A 14,537-nucleotide genomic window follows, 5' to 3' on the forward strand; every position below is an offset into this window, starting at 1 on the left:
GCCGTCACGCCGCGACCCGCACCACGACCTGGGTGCCCCACGGATCCAGCACCGTCAGCCCGTCGACGGTGCGCTCGTGCACGGCGCCTGCCGCGACGGCGCGAGCCTCCACGGCGTCGACGGTGGCGGCGTCCGGCACGGTGACCGTGACGTGGCCGAGGCCGAGCGCCTCGGGACGCTCGCCCGCGCCGGCGGAGCTCCATGTGTTGACCGCGAGGTGATGGTGGTAGCCGCCCGCGCTGAGGAACACCGCGGAGTCGATCCGGCTGGTCACGGCCATGCCGATGACGTCGACGTAGAAGCGCTCGGCGGCGTCGACGTCGCCTCCGCGCAGGTGGACGTGCCCCATCGCGACGCCGGTCGCCGCCAGCGTCGGCCCGGACGCCGGCAGGTGCTCGGCGAGGAAGGCGTTCGGGTCCAGGGCGTACGTGCCCATGGTGACGCGCCCGTCGGTCCAGGTCCAGGTGTCGCGCGGCAGGTCGACGTACAGCTCGACGCCGTTGCCCTCGGGGTCCGCGAAGTAGAACGCGTTGCTCACCGTGTGGTCGGAGGCGCCCTGGAAGGCCTCGGGCGAGGCCGTCGCCACACGGACCACCGCCGACGCGAGCTCGGAGGCATCCGCGAACAGGAAGGCGGAGTGGTAGAGCCCCGCCTCGCCAGGGTCGTCGGTGCCGAGCCCGGGCGCGCGGACGAGCCGCACCAGCGCCTCGCCGTCCGCGCCGAGCACTGCGGTCTCGGAGGTCTGCTCGATGACCTCCAGGCCGACTCCACCCGCGTAGAACTCCACCATGGGGGCGAGGTCGGCGACCAGGAGCTCGATCTCGCCCATCCCCGCGGCGCCCGGCAGCGCCGCGACCGGGGGGACGCCGTCGTCGGAGGACCGCGCCATCGTGGTCCCGACGGTGACGCCGACGGCGAGGAGCACGATCGCGCTCAGGATGATCAGGGACGTGCGGCGGCGGGAGGGCGCGTTCATGCGAAGGGAGCTCCGGGGACGATGCGGGTACGGGTGCGCCCGCGCGGCCGGGTGGCCGCGCGGGCGAGGGGTGACGGCTGGCGCGCGCCGGGAGGGGTGGCCGGCGCGCGCCGGCGCAGTCAGCGCTGGACGGCGAAGCCGCCGGTCCAGCCGAGCTTCTCGCCCACCGCGAGGGTGAGCTGCGCGAAGCCGATCGCCTCGAGCTCGTGGGCGCGGGCCAGCGAGCCGGCGTCGATCGCACCGAGGCCGCCGGCCTCGACGGCCGCGACCAGGGCGGCCTTGGCGGCGGCGGAGTCGCCGGCGACCAGCACGGTGGTGGTGAGCTCGCCGATCTGCTTCGACGCGAGCGTCGCCGCGAAGTTGGTGTTGAAGGCCTTGACCACGGTCGCGCCGGGGATCTTCGCCTGGATCTCGGCGGCGGCCGACGAGCCGGCGGGCACCACCAGCGAGTCGAAGGTCTCGAAGTTCAGCGGGTTGGTGATGTCGACGACGACCTTGCCGTCGAAGGCGTCGCCGTAGGCCGCGAGGATCGAGTCGACCGCCGGGTAGGGCACGGCGAGCACGACGACGTCGCCGGACAGCGGCGCGGTGCCGACCTGGTCCTTGGCGATGTAGGTGACGGACGAGCCGCCCTCGGCGAGCACGCCGCCGATCGCGTTGGCCATGTTGCCGGTGCCGATGATGGTGAAGGTGGTCATGATGTGCATCCTCTCCTGGGATCCGGACCGCCTCGCGGCCCTTTGGTTGTACCTACAAGTAGAGACTCTAGACCCTTATTGTTGTAGATGCAACCTTCGAGTAGGATGGGCTCATGACGACCACCGACACCGCCCTGCGCCACGGCGAGCGCGTGGCCGTCGCGCGCCTGCACGCGCTGCTCGAGCTGCTGCCGACCGCGCTCGACCACCGCATGGCCGCCGCCGGCCTCACCGCCTTCGAGTACACGCTCCTCGAGGCGCTGTGGGAGGCCGACGGGCACCGGATGCGCCTCAGCGCGCTCGCCGCCCGCACCAACGCCACCCTCCCCCGGCTGTCCCGCGTGGTCACCAGCCTGGAGAAGAAGGGCCTGGCCACGCGCACCCCGTGCGCCGAGGACGGGCGCGCCTTCAACGCCGAGCTCACCGACCGCGGCATGGCGACGTTCCACGACACGCGCCCCCTGCACGCGGACGCCGTGCGCGAGATGATCCTCGACGACCTCAGCGACGACGAGGTCGACCAGCTCGCCGGACTCGCCCTCAAGATCCTGGGCCGCCTGGACCCCGACCGCCGCCTCGACATCACCGCCTGCCTCGCCGACCCGGCGCCGGCGGCGGAGTGCCCCGCGGACCCCATGCCCGCCTGCCCGGCGGATCCGCGCGAGGGCTGACCGCTCAGTCCATCTGCAGCACGCGGTGCGGCACCCACCCCTCACGCCCCGCGAGGTCGCGGCACCAGCACCAGCCGCTCACCGCATCGTCCTTGAGGGGCTCGACCGAGTCGCCCGCGGCGACGGGCAGCTCCCGGGTGTCGTACGCGGTGAGCACGGTCGCGACGGGTCGCGCGGCATCGAGATGCCGTTCCGGCACCCATCCCTCGCCCGCTGCCGCGGCGACCCGGACGAAGGCGGGCCACTCGGTGTCGCGCTCGCCCACGGTCACCCGCTCCCCCGGCACGATCGCCAGCGGCGCGCGGTCGGGGATCTCGTGGTCCATCACCACTCGCATGCGCCCAGGCTAGCCCGGGCGCGCATCGGCCCGGCACGCCGAAGGGGGCGCGCCGGGCCGGGAACCTGACGGGGCGGAGGACGTCCGCCGCCCCGCACCTAGTGGTGCTTCTGCGCGAGCCTCCACATCACCCATGACGTGGACACGAAGCGCCAGAACTGCACGAGCACGTTCCGCCGGCGGCGCAGCTCGCCCGTGGTGGGCAGCGGGGCCTCGCCGATGCGGGCGTTGGTCTGATCCATCACTCGCCTCCGATCATTCCGGGATCATGGTCCAGCCCGGACGGGCCTTCGCCTTGTAGATGAACAGGGTGTGGAGCATGCGCTTCACCCAGTGGCCGGACAGCCCGATCTCGCCCTTGGTGGCCTTGAGGTCGCGACCCGTCTCCGGGTACCTCTCCCAGTCGGGCACCACGGGGCTCATGGTCATGGCGGCGGCGGTGCCCGACTTCATGCCGTGCCCGGCGGAGGCGACGCACGCCGCGGCCATCTCGGACATGGACGCCGAGTGGGTCGGCGCGGCGGCTCCCTTGAGGATCATGTCGGCGATCGACTTGGCGACCACCTTGCCCATGGTCCCCGACGGCATGCCGGTGCGCGGCGGCGACGGTGCGACCGCGACGCCGTCGGGCGTCGCCCGCGGCTTCGAGATCTGGTGCGGCGGAGCGAACGCGATGCCCACCGCGAACACGTTCCGGTAGACCGGGCTCTGGTAGGTGCGAGGCCAGTCCTTCGCGCTCCACTCCTCGTACTTCTTGGGCGTGTAGTCCGCGTCGACCTTGAGGAACCCGGACGGCGCGAACACGGTCGAGGTGATGTCCTCGCCGTCCTTGTCGAACGCCTTCCAGTCGTTGCCCTTGAACGGCGGCAGCAGCATGGCGAAGTCGAACTCGAGGTCGTTGTGCGAGCCGTCCAGCTGGTCGTAGTGGATGACTCCGGGCTCGATCGAGGTGACGGCCGCGCCCGTGATCGCCTCGACCCCGCGCTCGCGGAACAGCGACTCGGTCCACAGCTGCGAGGACGTGCGGAAGCCGTTCTGCTCGAACTGCATGCCGCCCACGCCGAAGTCGCCGAGCTCGTTCTCGTTCGTGAGGTACACGAGCCGCGCGTTGTCGCGCACGCCGGCCTCGCGCAGCTCGTGCTCGACGTTGAACGTGTACTCGAACGCCGCACCCTCGCAGGTGCACGTGCCGTGCCCGACGCCGATCACCACGGTCTGCTTCTTGGTGCGCAGCACCTGCGTCAGGGCCGCCAGCCGGGCCGATGCCTCGGTCGCGTGGTCGGGCGTGCAGACCGAGAGCGTGTGGCCGTCGTCGGGTCCGAGGCCCGGCGTGGCGCCGAAGTTCAGCTTGGGACCGGTCGCGTTGATCACGTAGTCGTAGCGCAGCTTCTCCGTCTGCCCCTGATGCCCCGCGTCGGTGCGCTCGACCTCGACGGCGGGACGCGCATCGTCCGCGTCCCCCTCGGGCCACAGCGCGAAGGCCTTCGCCTGGACGAACTCGATCCCCTTCTTGGCGTAGATGGGTCCGAGGTCGAACACGACGTCCTCGTGGGTCATCTTGCCCACGCCGACCCAGATGTTCGACGGGATCCAGTTGTAGGTGGGCTTGGGGTTCACCACCGTCACGGTGTGCTCCTTGGGGAGGAGCTTGCGCAGGTAGAGCGCCGCCGTGTGGCCGGACACGCCGGCCCCGAGGACGACCACTCGGGCCATTCCGATCACCTTCTTCGCTGATCATGAGGGCGATCGTCGGTGACCGCCCTACCTTTCAGGTTTATACCCCTAGGGGTATATCACGCCAGGGTCGAAGGTCCCAAATCCAGGGGTGACGATACGTGTGCCGGAGCGCGACGGCGCGCCGCGACCCCGGGAGGTCGCGACGTCCGGCGCCGGATCAGCCCTTGCGCTTCTCGACCTGGTTGCGCAGGAAGATCAGCGGCAGCAGCCACGTGGCGATCGCGGTGAACAGCCACACGAGCACCGTGCTCGCGATCCACGCGGTCACGCCGTCGATCGACAGGTTGTCGGAGATGAGCGAGGTGATCAGCAGGGACACGAACGTCGACACGAGCCCGACGCCGCCCGTGAACGCCGAGGCGTACTTGGTGGTCATCTTGAAGATGAACGGCGACAGGATGCTCTGCAGGATCGCGAAGATCACCACGGCGATCACGATGCCGACGCCGGTGATCGAGAAGCCGTCCACGATCAGAGAGGAGACCCACAGGCCGACGGCCGCAGAGCCCAGGAAGATCAGCGCATTCACCACGAAACGGATCATGGGACCGACGCTACCCGCGCGCGGTCCGTTTCGCGCGTCGAACCAGGCAGGACGCACGATTTCCGCGCGCCACCCGCACAGACGACGAGGGCGCCTCCGGGGAGAGGCGCCCTCGTGTGCTGTCGACCGTTCCCCGTCCGGCCACCAGGGACTTGCGGCCGGGACGTAGGTACTAGGACCTAGTGCCCAGAACGATACCCCATACGCCCCGTCCCGGGTACCCGTCGGGCCGCGGCGCGCCGCGCGGCCCGATCGGGCCGACGGGGGCAACCGACATATCGGCGTCACATGGGTCGACTAGGTTCAGGGCATGCTGCATCACGCCCCGCTCATCACGACGATCGCGGTGGGCCTGGTCGGGGCGTTCATCCTCGGCTTCATCGCGCAGAAGCTGCGCCTGTCCCCGATCGTCGGCTACCTGGCGGCGGGCCTGCTGATCGGCCCCCACACCCCCGGCTACGTCGGCGACGTGGAGCTGGCCACGCAGCTGTCGGAGATCGGCGTGATCCTGCTGATGTTCGGCGTGGGCCTGCACTTCTCCTTCCGCGAGCTGCTCGCCGTGCGCAAGATCGCCCTGCCGGGCGCGATCGCCCAGATGACGCTCGCGACGGCGCTGGGCACCGGCCTGGGCCTGTGGCTGGGGTGGGGGATCAGCGGGGCGCTGCTGTTCGGGCTCGCGCTGTCCGTCGCCTCCACGGTCGTGATGCTGCGGGCGCTCGAGGAGCGCCAGATGCTCGACACCCGCGCGGGGCACATCGCGGTCGGCTGGCTGATCGTCGAGGACCTCGCGATGGTGATCGCGCTCGTGGTCGTGCCCGTCCTCGCGGGCACCGACGGGGACCTGTCGCTCGGCGCACTCGCGGGGGAGCTCGCGATGACCGTCCTGCGGGTCGCCGCGTTCGTGGTGCTCATGCTCGTCGTGGGCCGGCGCGTCATCCCCTGGGCCCTCGCCCGCGTCGCGCACACGGGCTCGCGCGAGCTGTTCACGCTGGGCGTGCTGGCGATCGGGTTGGGCGTCGCGGTCGGGGCGGCGTGGCTGTTCGAGGTGTCCTTCGCGCTCGGGGCGTTCTTCGCGGGCATGATCCTGCGCGAGTCCGACCTCGCCCACCGCGCCGCCGAGGACTCCCTGCCGCTGCGCGACGCGTTCGCCGTGCTGTTCTTCGTCGCGGTCGGGATGCTGGTCGACCCGGCGATCGTGGTCGAGCACCCGTGGGCGCTGCTCGCGACCGTCGCGATCATCGTCGCGGGCAAGGCCGTGGTCGCCTTCGCCCTGGTGCGCATGATGCGCTACTCGCGATCGATGGCGCTCATGGTCGCCGCGTCGCTCGCGCAGATCGGCGAGTTCTCCTTCATCCTCGTGACGCTCGGGGCGGATCTCGAGGTGATGCCTCAGAGCGCTCAGGATCTGGTGCTCGCGGGAGCGATCATCTCGATCGTCCTCAATCCCCTGCTGTTCGCGTGGGCGTCGCGGGTCTACGCCCGCGCCAACCCCGAGGACGCGGACGACGCACCGATCCACGCGGAGGCGACCGGTCACGTGATCGTGGTCGGCTACGGGCGCGTCGGCGGGCGCGTGGCCCGCAGCCTGTGGGACCGGGGCGTGCCGGTCGTGGTGATCGACGACGACGAGACGCGGGTGGAGGCGATCCGCGAGCTCGGGCACGAGGCGGTGCTCGGCAACGCCGCGCGCGCCAAGGTCCTCCGTGCCGCCGGCATCGCCGATGCTCGTGCGGTGGTGATCGGCATCCCCGATCCGCTCAACGCGGGCGCGGTGGTCGCGGCGGCCCGCGGGCTGTCGCTCGACGCGGAGATCGTCGCCCGCGGGCACGGCTCGCGAGACGTCGGCTATCTCAGCGCGCAGGGCGCCACCGAGGTGCTCGTCGGCGTGCATGAGGTCGCCGACCTCATGGCCGCCCGGTACTGACGCGCCGCGGACCGGTCAGTCGGTGCCGCGCAGGACGCGGTTCCACGCGTTGGTGAGCGCCACCGTCTGCACGATCGCGCCGATCTGCGTCGAGTTGTACCAGTGCCCGGCGTCCACGCGGGCCTCGGGCTCGAGACCGCGCGGCGCATCGGTCAGCACCTCCGCGAGCCGGAGCGCCGCCTCCTCGCCGTCGGAGACCAGGCCCGCGCGCATGAGCCGCACGGGACGCGCGAGCGCGGCGATCACGTCGGGGCGCACACCCTCGAGCGTGAGCGACTCGGAATGCAGGCGGATCGAGTTGACGCATCCGTTGAGGTAGGACACCCGCAGGCGGAGCATGTCGCGCAGCCGGGGCTCCAGCTGGGCGCCCGCGCGCGCGTCGAGAGCCTCCAGCTCCTTGAGCACGTCCCCCGCCAGCGTCGCCCGCATAACGGGAGGCTACCGGCCCGATCGTGAAATCCCTCCAATCCGCGCCGGTGGGCCGCGCGAACCCGCCTCGTCAACACCTAGCAAGGAGGACAGCATGAAGGGCAGCATCAACCGCAGCATCGGCACGGCGTTCGGCGCCGTCTACGTCCTGGTCGGGCTTCTCGGCTTCACGGTCTCCGGGGGCCACGCCGCCGCCGGCCACGAGGGCGGCATGCTCCTCGGGATCTTCGAGGTCAACGTCACGCACAACGTGGCGCACCTGCTGATCGGCGCGGCCATGATCCTCGCGGCCCGGGCCTCGGTCAGCGCGTCGCGTGTCACGAACGGCGTGATCGGTGCCGCGTACCTGCTGCTGGCCGCGCTCGGGCCGTTCATCGGCGGCGATCACTCGCTCAACATCCTGGCGCTGAACTCGGCCGACAACGTGCTCCACGCCGCGTCCGCCGTGCTGCTGATCGGCATCGCCGTGGCCGCGGACCGCCGGGCCCGCGTCGAGGAGCCGGTCCGCGCCTGAGACCCCGGCCCGGGGCGCGTCGCTGAAGGGCGCCCCGGGCCGGCATGGTGGGATGGGAGCCCGCATGACCCCGAGGATCGACGACCGCGAGGAGGTGACGGTGGACCTGGATGCTCTGCTCGTCGCCGCCGGCCGCGGCGACGCTCGCGCCTTCGAGCGGCTGTACACGGAGCTGCTCCCCCAGGCCCACCGCCTCGCCCTGCGAACAGTCCGGGATCCGCAGCTGGCCGAGGACGTGACCCAGGAGGCGCTGGTCGAAGCCTGGCGTCGTGCGGCCTCGTTCGATCCCCGGCGCGCGACCGCGCGCTCCTGGGTGCTCATGATCACCCACCGCCGCGCCGTCGACCGCGTGCGCCGCGAGCAGCGCCAGCGGGTGCAGGCCGAGCACGAGGCGGCGACACTGGCATCGCCCGGCGCGGCGCCCGTCCCCCAGGACGCCGTGGTCGAGGACGACTACCGGGCCTGGCAGACCGACCGGGTGCGCACCGCGCTCGGACGGCTCTCCGCCCTGCAGCGCGAGGCCGTCGAGGCCGCCTTCTACGGCGGCCGCACGCACGCGGAGGTCGCCGACCATCTGGGCGTGCCGCTGGGCACGGCCAAGACCAGGATCCGCGACGGCCTGGGCCGCCTGCGCGATGCATTGGAGGGAGCGTGATGGACGTCCACGACCTGGCAGCCGGCTACGCGATCGGAGCCCTCGACCCCGAGGAGCTCCGCGACTTCGAGGCGCACCTCGACGCGTGCGCCCGATGCCGCGCCGAGCTGCGCTCGCTCGCGACAGCCGTCGAGGCGCTCGCCGAGACGCGGGACGATGCGGTGCCGGGCCCCTCGGCCGACCTCGCCTCCCGGATCGCCCGCGAGGTGCGGGACACGCCGCAGGCGCCGCGACCGGCATCGTCCCTTGCCGCGGCGCGACGGCGGCGCCCCGTCGCACGGGTGCTCGCCCTGGCCGCCGCCGTCCTGGTGGTGGCCGGCGTGGGCGTCGTCTCGCTGCTCCAGGGCCTCGGCACCGACGGCTCGACCATCACCGACTACGAGCGGATCCGGGCCGCGGGCGATCGCGAGGATCTGACGCTCGGGCTCGGCGAGGCGACGGTCTGGATCTCGCATGCCGTGGGCGGCGAGGAGGCGGACGGCGTCGCGATCGACGGCTCGCTCCCCGCGCTGGGCGACGACCTCACCTACCAGGTGTGGGTGGTGCCGGCCGACGGCGGCGCACCCGTGCCCGGGCCGGTGCTGCGGCCCACGCCCGACGGCACCTACGCATCGTCCTGGATCACGCCGCTCGGCGGCGCCGCCGCGGTGGCCGTGTCCGTCGAGCCGTGGGACCCCGACCGGCCCGAGGAGGGCTCCACCACGCCCACGGAGGTGGTGGCGGCCGTCGAGCTCTAGCCGACCGCCGCATCGTCCCGGCTCTGGAAGAATGTCCCCCATGACTTCTCGCATCCCTGACAAGGCGACCGTCGACGGCCTCGAGGACCGCTGGAACGAGTCGTGGGAGGCCGCCGGGACCTACCGGTTCGACGAGTCGGCCACCCGTGAGCAGGTCTACTCGATCGACACCCCTCCGCCGACCGTCTCCGGGTCGCTGCACGTGGGTCACGTGTTCTCATACACGCACACCGACGTGGTCGCGCGCTACCAGCGCATGCAGGGCCGCGAGGTCTTCTACCCGATGGGCTGGGACGACAACGGCCTGCCGACCGAGCGCCGCGTGCAGAACTACTACGGCGTGCGCTGCGACCCGACGCTGCCGTACGTGGACGGCTACGAGCCGCCGTTCGCGGGTGGTGAGGGCAAGTCGGTCAAGGCCGCGGACCAGCAGCCGATCTCCCGTCGCAACTTCGTCGAGCTGTGCGAACGCCTCACCGCCGAGGACGAGAAGCAGTTCGAGGCGCTGTGGCGCCACCTGGGCCTGTCCGTGGACTGGTCGCGCACCTACCAGACCATCTCCCCGTCCTCGCAGGCCGTGGCGCAGCAGGCGTTCCTGCGCGGGCTCGGCCGCGGCGAGTGCTACCAGGCCGAGGCGCCCACGCTGTGGGACGTGACGTTCCGCACGGCCGTCGCGCAGGCCGAGCTCGAGGACCGCGAGCGGCCCGGCGCGTACCACCGCCTCGCCTTCGAGCCCGCGGCCGACATGGAGGAGGCCACGGGCTCCTTCGGGACCGTCTGGATCGAGACCACCCGCCCGGAGCTGCTGCCCGCATGCGTGGCGCTGGTCGCGCACCCGGACGACGAGCGCTACCAGGGGCTGTTCGGCACCCATGTACGGACCCCGCTGTTCGGCGTCGAGGTCCCCGTGGTGCCGCACCACCTGGCGCAGCCCGACAAGGGCTCCGGCATCGCGATGATCTGCACCTTCGGCGACATCACCGACGTGACGTGGTGGCGCGAGCTCAAGCTGCCGACGCGTCCGGTGCTCGGCTGGGACGGCCGGGTGCTCCCCGAGGCGCCGGCGGGGATCTCCTCCCCCGAGGGGCTCGCCGCGTACGGCGAGATCGCCGGGATGACCGTGTTCTCCGCCCAGAAGCGGATCGTCGAGATGCTGGTCGAGCAGGGCCTCATGGAGGGCGAGCCGCGCCCGATCAGCCACCCGGTGAAGTTCTTCGAGAAGGGCGACAAGCCGCTCGAGATCGTGACCACCCGGCAGTGGTACATCCGCAACGGCGGCACCGACGCCGCGCTCAACGACGCGCTGGTCGCGCGCGGCGCGGAGCTCGACTTCGTGCCCGACTTCATGCGCGTGCGCTACGAGAACTGGGTGAAGGGACTCACGGGCGACTGGCTGATCTCGCGCCAGCGCTTCTTCGGCGTGCCGATCCCGGTCTGGTACCCGGTGCTCGCGGACGGCTCGCCCGACTACGACAACCCGATCGTGCCGTCCGAGGACGCGCTCCCGGTGGACCCGTCGGCCGACGTTCCGTCCGGCTACACCGCCGATCAGCGCGACGTGCCCGGCGGCTTCACGGGCGAGAAGGACATCATGGACACGTGGGCGACGTCGTCGCTCACCCCGCAGATCGTGTGCGGCTGGCGCGACAACCCCGCGCTCTTCGCCGCGACGTTCCCCATGGACCTGCGCCCGCAGGGCCAGGACATCATCCGCACCTGGCTGTTCTCCACGGTGGTGCGCTCGCACGCCGAGCACGGCACCCTGCCGTGGAAGCACGCGGCGATCTCCGGCTGGATCCTCGATCCCGACCGCAAGAAGATGTCGAAGTCGAAGGGCAACGTGGTGACCCCGATGGGACTGCTCGAGTCGCACGGCTCGGACGCGGTCCGCTACTGGGCCGCCGCGGCACGCCTGGGCACCGACGCCGCGTTCGACGAGGGCCAGATGAAGATCGGCCGCCGCCTCGCGATGAAGGTGCTGAACGCGTCGAAGTTCGTGCTGGGCGCGTCCGGCGTCGCGACCGCCGCGGGTTCCTCGCTCGCCGAGGGCGTGTCCGCGGCCGCCGCCGTCACCGCCAAGCCGGTGACCGAGGCCCTCGACGCCGCGATGCTGTCCGCGCTGGCTGACGTCGTGGACGCCGCGACGGCCGCGCTCGACAACTACGACCACACGAAGGCCCTCGAGGTCGCCGAGACCCTGTTCTGGACGTTCTGCGACGACTACCTCGAGCTGGTGAAGACCCGCGCGTACGACGGCGCCGCGCCCGGCGAGGCCATCGACCCGTTCGCGCCGTGCTCCGAAGGCGCCGCGTCCGCTCGCGCCACGCTGGTGACCGCGCTGGGCGTGTTCCTGCGCCTGTTCGCGCCGGTGCTGCCGTTCGCGACCGAGGAGGTCTGGAGCTGGTACCAGGAGGGCTCGGTGCACCGCGCCGCGTGGCCCGTCTCGGCGCCGGTGCGGGCCGCCGCCGACTCGACGTCGGGGGGCGCGCCGCTGCTGGCCGCCGCCGGCGAGGCACTCTCGGTGCTCCGCAAGGTGAAGTCCGAGGCGAAGGTGTCGCAGCGCACCGAGATCGAGTCGATCGACCTGCTGGTGCCCGAGGCGAAGGTCGCGTTCGTGCGGGCGGCGGAGCCCGACCTGCTCGCGGCCGGCCGGGTGCGGACCATGCAGATCGTGGACGCGGTCGCGGCGCTTGAGCCGGGCGTGGACGGTGAGGCGCCGGAGGACGGCTCGGTCGACGAGATCGCGGATCCGACGGTGATGCGGACGGAGAACGCGGCTCTGGTCACGGAGGCTTGACCCCCCGCCCCTCGGGACGGTCAGCGTCGCATTCCGCCGATCGCTGACCGCTGCGGGGCGCTGTCTGTCGTACGCCTGACCGCGAGCACGTCTCTCACCACCGACCGGCACCACTGCGGCCGCTCGGTGATGTCCGCGTAGGTCAGCCGCACGGTGAGGATGCCCATGCTTGCGAGGATCGCGTCCCGCCGGACGTCGCGTTGACGCTGGTACGGGGTCGAGTGATAGGCGGCGCCGTCGAGCTCCACAGCAGTCATGGTCGCCGCGTCGTACATGTCGATCCGGAACAGCTCGCCACGCACCCGCACGCGGTGCTGGCGGACCAGCTGCCCGAACTCCCTCGTGTTGAAGACCCTCCGCGCACCGTGCTCCTCGAGATGGCTCTCCGCTCCCCGCGCCGCAGCCTCGATGCGGGCGAGCAGCTCTCGACGTGACCTGCACCGAGGCACGCGGGCGAGCGTGGCAGCGAGCCGGTCAGGCGTGGTCGCACGCGTCGCGATCGCCCGGTACACCACCCGCCCCCGGCTGTCTCGTGGCAGCGTGCCGAACCCGAGGACGATCGCCAGGTCACGGGAGACCAGCGTCAGGGACCCGACGCGACCCGCCGTGAGGTTCCAGGTCACGCGTCGGACCCGCACCCACTCGGGACCCCGTGGCCGGTCCGTGTGGGGAACCACCAGGTCGATCTGCGACGGCGGCGCATCGATCAGGCCCCACACGAACAGCGCGGCCGCGCCCGAGAGCGCCGCGTTCGCGCCGGCCCACAACAGGGCCGCATCCGCACGGGCGACGAATGAATCGGCGTGCAAGCTCGAGACGTACGCGTCCGGGAGCAGCCTCACGACCTCGCCGCGCTCGATCGCCGTGCGTGCACGCCGCTCCGAGGACATCGCGACCAGCTCTGCGAGCCGGAAGGCGCGAGGTTCGCGCGCGAGCCGCGCCGCCATCGCCTCGCCGGGCTGCAGCACCGGTATCGGCCTGAGGTGCGTCATGCACTCGTTGTAGGTCAGCCCGGTCGTCATGAGCGGGGGCCGACACCGCCTGGGGATCGGACCGGGGCTCGCTCACGCCTGGGGAAACCGAAGCGACGTCGGTGGGTGTCCCCCTTCAGGCGGCAACCTGCCGCAACCGTCCCTGGTTGTCCCCTGGTGAGAGGGTGCGGGTGCGGGTCAGGCCGCGCCGGCCTCCAGGTCGCGGCCCTCGAACGTCGGCTCGCCGCGCCTCAGCACCGTCGCCTCCGTCACCACCACGCGGGAGATGTCGTCGCGGCCGGGGACCTCGAACATGGTGTCCTGGAGGACCTCCTCCATGATCGCCCGCAGGCCGCGCGCGCCCGTGCCGCGCTCGAGCGCCTGCTCGGCGATCGCGCGCACTGCGGCCGGCTCGAACTCGAGCTCGACGTTGTCGAGGTCGAACATCCGCTGGTACTGCTTCACCAGCGCGTTCTTGGGCTCGGTGAGGATCGAGACCATCGCATCGACGTCCAGCGGCGACACCGTGGCGATCACGGGCATCCGGCCGATGAACTCGGGGATCAGCCCGAACTTGTGCAGGTCGGACGGCGTGACCTGAGAGAACAGGTCGGTGTTGTCCGCCTCCTTGAGCGTCGACCCGAAGCCGATGCCCTTGCGGCCCACACGCGCCGAGATGATCTCCTCGAGACCCGCGAACGCCCCGCCGAGGATGAACAGCACGTCGGTGGTGTCGATCTGGATGAACTCCTGGTGCGGGTGCTTGCGCCCGCCCTGCGGCGGCACCGACGCCACGGAGCCCTCGAGTATCTTGAGCAGCGCCTGCTGCACGCCCTCGCCGGACACGTCGCGGGTGATCGACGGGTTCTCCGCCTTGCGGGCGACCTTGTCGATCTCGTCGATGTAGATGATCCCCCGCTGCGCCTTGTCGACGTCGTAGTCAGCCGACTGCAGCAGCTTCAGCAGGATGTTCTCGACGTCCTCGCCCACATAGCCGGCCTCGGTCAGCGCGGTGGCGTCGGCGATCGCGAACGGCACGTTCAGCATCTTCGCGAGGGTCTGCGCGAGGTAGGTCTTGCCGGTGCCGGTGGGACCGATGAACAGCACGTTGGACTTGGCGATCTCGATCTGGTCGTCGTCCGCCTTGGTGCGGGTCTCGCCGGCGCGGACGCGCTTGTAGTGGTTGTACACCGCGACGGACAGCGCCCGCTTCGCCTGGTCCTGGCCCACGATGTACTGCTCGAGGAAGTCGTAGATCTCGCGCGGCTTGGGCAGCTCGGTGAGCTCGGCCTCGACCTGCTCGGCGAACTCCTCCTCGATGATCTCGTTGCACTCGTCGCAGATGTACACGCCACCGCCCGCGATGAGCTTGCGCACCTGCTTCTGCGTCTTGCCACAGAACGAGCACTTCAGCAGGTCGCCGCTGTCCGCGGGTCGATTCATCGGGAGTCTCCTCTCACGCCCCTCCAGGCTACCCAGGCGGTGTGACACGCGCGGGGCGGCGCGCCGGTCCGTCGGGCCCGGAATCCGCCTAGCAGGAAGGACAC

Annotated in this window: 15 protein-coding genes; 6 read left to right on the top strand and 9 right to left on the bottom strand. The window is 71.6% G+C overall.

Annotated features, from left to right (window positions below; all coding sequences use genetic code 11):
• Positions 1-4: 4 nt before the first annotated feature.
• Both QQX10_RS04995 and QQX10_RS05000 read right to left on the bottom strand, forming a co-directional pair.
• Positions 5-976, bottom strand: coding sequence for a VOC family protein (locus QQX10_RS04995; RefSeq protein WP_301118582.1), 972 nt, complete (start codon positions 974-976; stop codon positions 5-7).
• A 119-nt stretch (positions 977-1,095) separates the two neighbouring features.
• Positions 1,096-1,674 (bottom strand): NADPH-dependent F420 reductase, encoded by a 579-nt coding sequence (locus tag QQX10_RS05000; RefSeq protein ID WP_301118583.1) that lies wholly within the window; start codon positions 1,672-1,674, stop codon positions 1,096-1,098.
• Positions 1,675-1,787: 113 nt separating this feature from the next.
• Here QQX10_RS05000 and QQX10_RS05005 point away from each other — a divergent pair, with 113 nt between their 5' ends.
• Positions 1,788-2,345 carry a MarR family winged helix-turn-helix transcriptional regulator gene (locus QQX10_RS05005; RefSeq protein WP_301118584.1) on the top strand — a complete coding sequence of 186 codons (558 nt, stop codon included), beginning with the start codon at positions 1,788-1,790 and terminating at the stop codon, positions 2,343-2,345.
• A 4-nt stretch (positions 2,346-2,349) separates the two neighbouring features.
• Here the strand turns inward: QQX10_RS05005 and QQX10_RS05010 are convergent, their stop codons facing one another.
• From QQX10_RS05010 to QQX10_RS05025, 4 genes are all read right to left on the bottom strand, one after another.
• Positions 2,350-2,682 (bottom strand): SH3 domain-containing protein, encoded by a 333-nt coding sequence (locus tag QQX10_RS05010; protein ID WP_301118585.1) that lies wholly within the window; start codon positions 2,680-2,682, stop codon positions 2,350-2,352.
• A gap of 98 nt (positions 2,683-2,780) precedes the next feature.
• Positions 2,781-2,924 (bottom strand): hypothetical protein, encoded by a 144-nt coding sequence (locus tag QQX10_RS05015; protein WP_301118586.1) that lies wholly within the window; start codon positions 2,922-2,924, stop codon positions 2,781-2,783.
• Positions 2,925-2,937: 13 nt separating this feature from the next.
• On the bottom strand, positions 2,938-4,395 hold the full coding sequence (locus QQX10_RS05020) for an NAD(P)/FAD-dependent oxidoreductase (protein WP_301118587.1): 1,458 nt from the start codon (positions 4,393-4,395) through the stop codon (positions 2,938-2,940).
• 181 nt (positions 4,396-4,576) lie between these two features.
• Positions 4,577-4,963, bottom strand: coding sequence for a phage holin family protein (locus QQX10_RS05025; protein WP_301118588.1), 387 nt, complete (start codon positions 4,961-4,963; stop codon positions 4,577-4,579).
• Positions 4,964-5,273: 310 nt separating this feature from the next.
• Here QQX10_RS05025 and QQX10_RS05030 point away from each other — a divergent pair, with 310 nt between their 5' ends.
• Complete coding sequence (locus tag QQX10_RS05030; protein WP_301118589.1) at positions 5,274-6,887, top strand: cation:proton antiporter domain-containing protein; 1,614 nt, start codon at positions 5,274-5,276, stop codon at positions 6,885-6,887.
• Between the two features lie 15 nt (positions 6,888-6,902).
• Here QQX10_RS05030 and QQX10_RS05035 read toward each other — a convergent pair whose 3' ends face one another.
• Complete coding sequence (locus QQX10_RS05035; RefSeq protein WP_301118590.1) at positions 6,903-7,316, bottom strand: carboxymuconolactone decarboxylase family protein; 414 nt, start codon at positions 7,314-7,316, stop codon at positions 6,903-6,905.
• A gap of 94 nt (positions 7,317-7,410) precedes the next feature.
• On the opposite strand from QQX10_RS05035, the gene QQX10_RS05040 reads away from it, so the two are divergent.
• The 4 genes from QQX10_RS05040 (at position 7,411) to valS (ending at position 12,019) form a co-directional block, all read left to right on the top strand.
• Positions 7,411-7,830: a DUF4383 domain-containing protein gene (locus tag QQX10_RS05040; RefSeq protein ID WP_301118592.1), complete on the top strand. Its 420-nt coding sequence runs from the start codon at positions 7,411-7,413 to the stop codon at positions 7,828-7,830.
• 64 nt (positions 7,831-7,894) lie between these two features.
• Positions 7,895-8,485, top strand: coding sequence for a sigma-70 family RNA polymerase sigma factor (locus QQX10_RS05045; protein WP_301118593.1), 591 nt, complete (start codon positions 7,895-7,897; stop codon positions 8,483-8,485).
• Positions 8,485-9,222, top strand: a complete 738-nt coding sequence (locus QQX10_RS05050) for an anti-sigma factor (protein ID WP_301118627.1) — start codon at positions 8,485-8,487, stop codon at positions 9,220-9,222. The genes QQX10_RS05045 and QQX10_RS05050 overlap by 1 nt, the downstream gene beginning before the upstream one ends.
• A 31-nt stretch (positions 9,223-9,253) precedes the next feature.
• A complete protein-coding gene (valS, locus tag QQX10_RS05055; protein WP_301118595.1) occupies positions 9,254-12,019 on the top strand; it encodes a valine--tRNA ligase in 2,766 nt (921 codons plus the stop codon).
• 20 nt (positions 12,020-12,039) lie between these two features.
• Here valS and QQX10_RS05060 read toward each other — a convergent pair whose 3' ends face one another.
• Both QQX10_RS05060 and clpX read right to left on the bottom strand, forming a co-directional pair.
• Positions 12,040-13,011 (bottom strand): endonuclease domain-containing protein, encoded by a 972-nt coding sequence (locus tag QQX10_RS05060; protein WP_301118597.1) that lies wholly within the window; start codon positions 13,009-13,011, stop codon positions 12,040-12,042.
• 177 nt (positions 13,012-13,188) lie between these two features.
• Entirely contained in the window at positions 13,189-14,433 is a 1,245-nt protein-coding gene (clpX, locus tag QQX10_RS05065; RefSeq protein ID WP_301144524.1) for an ATP-dependent Clp protease ATP-binding subunit ClpX, read from the bottom strand.
• Between the last annotated feature and the right edge of the window lie 104 nt (positions 14,434-14,537).

It is taken from the genome of Demequina lignilytica, from assembly GCF_030418305.1.
Taxonomy (GTDB): Bacteria; Actinomycetota; Actinomycetes; order Actinomycetales; family Demequinaceae; genus Demequina; species Demequina lignilytica.

Coding starts and splice junctions, on each gene's coding strand:
- QQX10_RS04995 (WP_301118582.1), bottom strand. CDS start 976: ATGAACGCGCCCTCCCGCCGCCGCACGTCCCTGATCATCCTGAGCGCG.
- QQX10_RS05000 (WP_301118583.1), bottom strand. CDS start 1,674: ATGACCACCTTCACCATCATCGGCACCGGCAACATGGCCAACGCGATC.
- QQX10_RS05005 (WP_301118584.1), top strand. CDS start 1,788: ATGACGACCACCGACACCGCCCTGCGCCACGGCGAGCGCGTGGCCGTC.
- QQX10_RS05010 (WP_301118585.1), bottom strand. CDS start 2,682: ATGCGAGTGGTGATGGACCACGAGATCCCCGACCGCGCGCCGCTGGCG.
- QQX10_RS05015 (WP_301118586.1), bottom strand. CDS start 2,924: ATGGATCAGACCAACGCCCGCATCGGCGAGGCCCCGCTGCCCACCACG.
- QQX10_RS05020 (WP_301118587.1), bottom strand. CDS start 4,395: ATGGCCCGAGTGGTCGTCCTCGGGGCCGGCGTGTCCGGCCACACGGCG.
- QQX10_RS05025 (WP_301118588.1), bottom strand. CDS start 4,963: ATGATCCGTTTCGTGGTGAATGCGCTGATCTTCCTGGGCTCTGCGGCC.
- QQX10_RS05030 (WP_301118589.1), top strand. CDS start 5,274: ATGCTGCATCACGCCCCGCTCATCACGACGATCGCGGTGGGCCTGGTC.
- QQX10_RS05035 (WP_301118590.1), bottom strand. CDS start 7,316: ATGCGGGCGACGCTGGCGGGGGACGTGCTCAAGGAGCTGGAGGCTCTC.
- QQX10_RS05040 (WP_301118592.1), top strand. CDS start 7,411: ATGAAGGGCAGCATCAACCGCAGCATCGGCACGGCGTTCGGCGCCGTC.
- QQX10_RS05045 (WP_301118593.1), top strand. CDS start 7,895: ATGACCCCGAGGATCGACGACCGCGAGGAGGTGACGGTGGACCTGGAT.
- QQX10_RS05050 (WP_301118627.1), top strand. CDS start 8,485: ATGGACGTCCACGACCTGGCAGCCGGCTACGCGATCGGAGCCCTCGAC.
- valS (WP_301118595.1), top strand. CDS start 9,254: ATGTCCCCCATGACTTCTCGCATCCCTGACAAGGCGACCGTCGACGGC.
- QQX10_RS05060 (WP_301118597.1), bottom strand. CDS start 13,011: ATGACGCACCTCAGGCCGATACCGGTGCTGCAGCCCGGCGAGGCGATG.
- clpX (WP_301144524.1), bottom strand. CDS start 14,433: ATGAATCGACCCGCGGACAGCGGCGACCTGCTGAAGTGCTCGTTCTGT.